This window comes from Chryseobacterium sp. VD8 (assembly GCF_037149975.1).
Lineage (GTDB): Bacteria > Bacteroidota > Bacteroidia > Flavobacteriales > Weeksellaceae > Chryseobacterium > Chryseobacterium indicum.
This window is the reverse complement of sequence record NZ_JBBCQL010000244.1, coordinates 1-6,511: the sequence shown is the minus strand read 5'-3', so window position 1 is coordinate 6,511 and position 6,511 is coordinate 1. Positions and strand designations below refer to the sequence as shown.

The following is a 6,511-nucleotide window of genomic DNA, read 5'->3' as shown; positions in this document are numbered from 1 at the left end:
CGGGAATTATTTATGTAAATATTACTTCGGCAAACGGATGTTCCAGACAGGCACAGATTACTTTAACAACCACTCCATCGCCTAATATTAACACCGCAAATTATAATGCGAGTCTTTGTGATGATAATTTTGACGGAATCGTTAACGTGAATTTTTCAACCGTTACTCCTCAGATTGTTACCAACGCGGCGAATTTTACGGTAAGATATTATTTGAGTCAGGCTGATGCAAATGCCGGAAATGGTAACACTCTGCCTGTAAACTGGACGTATACAGCAAATACTACCGTTTATGTAAGAGTAGACGCAGCGGGAGGAAGTTGTCCTCCAGCTTTCGGACAGATTAATTTTAAAATAGGAAATAAGATCGCACTGCTTACCAACATTGTGAATATGGATATTTGCGATAATGATCTTAACGGTTCTGAAAACGTAAATCTTAATGACTATAAAAATTTATTTACCACTAATTCTGCCATTACTTTAACTTTTCATGCTACTTTAGCGGATGCTCAGAATGGTACTAACACAATTCCTTCAAATCAAACCATTACTTCTCCAAAAACCTTCTATGTAAGATTTGTAAGCGGAACCGAATGTCCGAATACAGGAATAATTAATGTAACCCTTAAATCGCCTAAAAAATCCAGTCAGCTTACTGACAAAGTGGTTTGTTCTACAGAAAAAGTGGTATTGGATCCGGGTGCGGAATTCAGTTCTTATACTTGGAGTACAGGAGCAACTACTCAGACTATTCTTGCCGGTGCGGGAACGTATTATGTAGATTTAGGTTTTAACGGATGTGTTTACCGTCAGTTTGTTAATGTAACGACATCACAGGCTCCGACAATTACCAGCATCAACGTAACGGCTTCTAATGCGACGATAAATGTTACAGGCGGAACACCTCCTTATCAGTACTCGTTAAACGGAATAGACTATCAGACTTCCAATACATTTATGGGTCTTTCAAGAGGAATTCATACCGTTTATGTACTTGGAAAAGATGGCTGTTTACCTGTAATTAAGGAGTTTTTAATTGTGAATATTATCAATGCAATTACTCCGAACGGAGACGGCATCAATGATGTTCTCAATTATTCTGATCTGAAAATAAAGCAAAACGTGTCTATTGAAATTTCAGACAGATATGGAGCTGCTGTTTATAAATCTACAGATAAAAGCTATATCTGGGACGGAAAATCAGGAGGACGACCTCTTCCGACAGGAACGTACTGGTATATTTTAAAATGGATTGAACCCGATACAAAACTTCCGGTTTCTTACTCCGGATGGATTTTAATAAAAAACAGAGAATAACTTTTTTACTTTACACTATACCACTGATCCTGATGAATTAAAATCATCAGGATTTTTTATTAATATTTAAATATCTTTTCAATTATTAAAAAAATATTAAATATTCAACAATATTCATAATTATAGAAATTACTAATTAAAATTTATATAAAAAATTGACTTTTAATACTTACATTTGCATCCCTTATTGAGAAATATGAAAAAACTTTTACTAACCATTTGTACATTTCTTTGTCTATTGTTCAATGCACAGCTTGACACCGATCATTGGTTTGCTCCGATGGCTTCAAAGTCTGGAATATCGAATCTTCAAGGATATTTATATTTATCTACGAATGAAACAACTCCTTTTAATGTGCAAATTTTCAATAATAATACACTGTACACGTCCGTACAGGTTAGTAAAGGAAATCCTGCTCAGGTAAGCATTCCTAATAATTTCTTAATTACTAATAATCAATCCGATCTATTTACTCCGAATTCAATGGGAGTCTATCTGAAAGGAACAAAAAAATTCTTTGCTAATTATCGATTCTCTGTCCCAAGCCATGCTGAAATTATTACATCTAAAGGTTTAGCAGGCCTTGGGAAGACATTTTATGTAGGAATGGCGCCAATAACAGGTGCTGCAAGCTATGTTAACTCTACTATAGGAGTTACTGCAACAGAGGACAATACTAATGTTGTCATATCAGGATATAATCCGAATGTTGTTTTTTCTAATGGATCTTCAAGTCCTACAAAAACATTTACACTAAACAAAGGGCAGTCTTATATTTTAGATGCCTTAAGTACAGATTCAGTAATGAATCTTGACGGATTAATAGGAGCAAAAATTCAGTCTGATAAACCTGTTTCTGTTACCAACGGAAATTTCAACGGCATTTATACAAACCTAAATTTTACGAACAATGACATCCTAATGGACCAAGCGGTTCCTGTAGACAGATTGGGGAAGGAGTTTGTTGTAGTAAAAGGAAACGGAACCATAATTTCCGAAATGGAAACCGCATTGATCGTAGCTACACAAAATAATACTCAAATTACAATTAACGGTATTGCTACTGGTATTACTTTGAACGAAGGACAGTATTATTTGGTTCCAAGTAATAATTATATTCAGCATGGAACCGGAGATAATTATAACATGAGTATTTCCACCAACAATAATATTTATGTTTATCAATTATTAGCAGGAGTTGCAGGACCTGGATTTTCGGGCCCAAACGAATACGCTACAGGAGGGATGAACTTTATTCCTCCGTTAAGCTGCTTTATGCCCAATAAAGTAGACGAAATAGGATTTATTAATCAAATCGGGAATCAGACATTTAATACCCGCCTCAATATTATCACCCAAACCGGAGCAACTGTAACTTTAAACGGAAATCCGATTGCTACAGCTAACGGACCTTATCCTGTCAACGGAAATCCTAACTGGGTTACCTACACTGTTCCTAATATTACAGGTACTGTTACCGTAAATTCTACCAAATCTGTAACCGCAGGAATTGCAGCAGGAAGTGGCGCAGTGGGTTATGGAGGCTATTTCGCAGGATTTTCTTCTGTCCCAGTGATTTCAAAAACAGGAGATTGCTATCTCGGAATTTTATTACAGGTAGATAACACATACGACAATTACCAATGGTATCTGAATGGAAATCCTATTCCGGGAGCCACTTCATATTCCATCAATCCGGAATTATACGGCGCAGGAAACTATACCTGTATGGTTTCAAAAAATAATTGTGGTTCTCTGCTTACAGATCCGTATTCCTATACATTATGTCCTCCGATCACGACTACAACATACAACATCGGATCATGCAACACAAAGGTAATTTCTCCTGCATTTACAAATTCTACACAAACCATTGTTCCGGCGAATACAAATATTGTTTTAGCTCCTACTTCCGGAACTGCAACTGTGAATTCTGCAACGGGGCAAATCACCTATACTCCCAATGCAGGACTTACAGCAGATACAACGGACAGTTTCATTTATTACATAGAAGGAAACGGAAGCCCTGCAAGTTTTGAATATTTTAAAATCATCATCAATACGGATGTTTTACAAACCACAAATGCATCCTTAACTTCATGCGCAGATCCCAACGGAAACGGGACTTTCAATTTAAACTCAGCCAGTGTAACACCGGATTCGGGAACTACGGTACAGTATTTCACCAATGCCGCATTAACGGGACCTCCCATTGCGACACCGGGAAATTATTCGGGACCGGCAGGAACCATTTATGCAAATGTAACATCATCATACGGCTGTACAAAAGTCGCACAAATTACATTAACGACGACACAACCTCCAAATATTAACACAGGTAATTATAATGCGACACTTTGTGATGATAATTTTGACGGTATCGTTAACGTGAATTTTTCAACCGTTACTCCTCAGATTGTTACCAATTCTGCAAACTTCAATGTAAGATATTATTTACTTCAGGCTGATGCAAATGCGGGTAATAACAATACACTCCCAGCAAACTGGACGTATACAGCTAACACTACTGTTTATGTGAGAGTGGATGCACTTATCGGAAGCTGCCCTCCGGTTTTTGGTCAGATTAACTTTACTATCGGAAACAGAATTACTTTAATTACAGGAAACGCAGCAACAGATGTTTGTGACAGTGATCTTAGTGGTTCTGAAGCAGTAAATTTAAATGATTACAAAAATCTTTTTACGGCGAATGCAGGAGTAAGCCTTACGTTCTACTCTACATTGGCCAATGCACAGGCGGGAACCAATGCGATTTCACCAAACCAGAATATTTCTGCAACAAGTACTTTTTACATCAGATTCACTTCCGCTACAGAATGTCCGAGTACTGGAGTTTTAACAATCAATTTAAAATCACCAAAAAAATCTACTAGACTTGCTGATAAAGTTATATGTCCGAATGATACAATAACATTAGACGCTGGTGCCGGATTTACTTCTTATTTATGGAGTACCGGAGCAACCACACAATCCATCATTGCCGGAGCGGGAAATTATTATGTGGATCTTGGATTCAACGGATGTATATACAGACAGTATGTAAAGATTACCACAGCTGAATCTCCTTCGATTTCTAAAATTGAGGTTTCAGGGTATAATGCTACCGTTACCGTTACAGGGGGCACTCCTCCATATAAATATTCATTAAACGGAATTGATTATCAGACCTCTAATATTTTCACCGGTTTATCCAGAGGAATGCATACTGTTTATGTTGTAAGTGCAGACGGATGTTCACCGGTTATTAAAGAATTTTTAGTATTAAATCTTATCAATGCAATTACTCCAAACGGAGACGGGCTGAATGATGTGTTGGATTATTCAGATTTAAGAATTAAGCAAAATGTTTCAATAGAAGTTGTAGACCGTTACGGAGCACCTGTATACAGATCTTCGGATAAAAATTACAGATGGGACGGCAAGATTAACGGAAGACCTCTGTCTACAGGAACATACTGGTATCTGCTAAAATGGATTGAACCCGATACAAAATTACCTGTTTCATACTCAGGATGGATTTTAATTAAGAATCATTAATAAATTTTAAACTTTCTTTTATTTTTCGTTAACATTTATTAAATATTATTTTAAATTTGTAGAAATCATAATTAATTGTATATGAGAAGATTTCTACTGTCTTTCGTATTGATATTTTGTACGATTAACACGCTTTTTGCCCAAAGAGACACAGATCACTGGATTGCTCCGTTTTACACATCCGTTACCGGGTACACTAATGCAGTGTATCTTTCAACGGATTCTACCACTCCGTTTGATGTAAGAATATACAACAATAATAACCTGATCCAGACTGTTTCAGTTGCAAAAGGAGCGCCTGTTTCTTATACTGTTCCCGCCAGTCTTATTAACGGAACAACAAGCACAGATGCTTTTACAGTGGGAACAAAAGGATTATATTTAAAAGGCGACAAGCCTTTTTACTGCACTTTACGATCTGCTCAGACCGCTCATGGTGAAATCATAACCTCGAAAGGCAAAGCAGGGATCGGGAAAAAATTCTATGTAGCGGCAACTCCCAGTACGGCAAACAGCTCCAGTAATAATTTCACTGCGGGAATTCTTGCCACAGAAGATAATACGTCGGTTACCGTATCATGGAATACCGCAGGTTTAGTTTTTATCGGAGGTACCCCCGGAGGAAACTCACAGACATTTACTCTGAATAAAGGGCAGTCTTATATTTTGGCAGGAAATCATCTAACTTCAGCCAATTTAAATGGATTTATCGGCGCCAAAGTGGTTTCAGACAAACCTGTAACCCTTACCAACGGAAATGCAAACGGAAATTTTGCGACAAATACTTCTGATGGTTCAGATTTAATTATGGATCAGTCTGTTCCGGTGGAAAGACTAGGGAATACTTTTGCCATGGTAAAAACCAAAGCAACCAATCCTACTTTGAATATGGAAGGAGGAATCATAATTGCGACAGAAGACAATACTGAAATATATATCAACGGTTCCACTACTGCTGTTGCCACAATTAATGAAGGGCAATGGTACAGAATCAATGAAACCAGCTATGTAGAACAAAATCCGGGAAGCGGACATTTTAACATGTTCATTTCCACTTCTAAAAATGTATATTTATATCAGTTCATAGGCATTCAGGGATTCTCTTACAATGGAGGATACAATTACATTCCGCCGCTAAACTGTTTCCTTCCGAGAAAAATTGATGAGGTGGGAAAAATTAATGAAATGCCCGGAATCGCAACAAGCAATATTACTTTTTTAAAGCTTAATATTCTTACAGAAGCTGGAGCTGCGGTTACATACAGCATAGATGGCGGACCGGCAACCACTCCAACTGCTGCTCAGGGACCTTATCCGCTAACAGGAAATACAAACTGGGTAACCTATGCCATTGAAAATCCGACAGGAAACTTAACCATTAACTCAACAAAAGCTGTAACGGCAGGAATTAACGGAGGATATGGAACAGCGGGTTACGGAGGCTATTTCGCAGGGTTCTCTTCTATTCCGATCATTGCGAAGAAAACCGGAGAATGTGTACCCGGCATTATCCTTGAAGTGGACGACAGCTATGAAACTTATCAGTGGTATCTGAACGGAAACCCGATTCCCGGAGCTACACAAAACGTCTACACGCCTACCGTAGCCGGAAATTATACCGTGAAAGTAACCA

At 37.8% G+C, this 6,511-nt stretch carries 3 protein-coding genes; all 3 read left to right on the top strand.

What is annotated here, in order from left to right; all coding sequences use genetic code 11:
- Window positions 1-1,319, top strand: a 1,319-nt coding sequence (locus WFK35_RS19285) for a gliding motility-associated C-terminal domain-containing protein (protein WP_336733981.1), incomplete at its 5' end; no start/stop codon positions are given.
- Window positions 1,320-1,515: 196 nt separating this feature from the next.
- Window positions 1,516-4,878: a T9SS type B sorting domain-containing protein gene (locus tag WFK35_RS19280; protein ID WP_336733979.1), complete on the top strand. Its 3,363-nt coding sequence runs from the start codon at window positions 1,516-1,518 to the stop codon at window positions 4,876-4,878.
- A gap of 81 nt (window positions 4,879-4,959) precedes the next feature.
- A partial coding sequence (locus WFK35_RS19275; RefSeq protein WP_336733977.1) for an IgGFc-binding protein occupies window positions 4,960-6,511 on the top strand: 1,552 nt, incomplete at its 3' end.

Bases quoted from the DNA above. Each gene is read 5' to 3' on its own strand.
- WFK35_RS19280 (WP_336733979.1), top strand. From the start codon at position 1,516: ATGAAAAAACTTTTACTAACCATTTGTACATTTCTTTGTCTATTGTTC.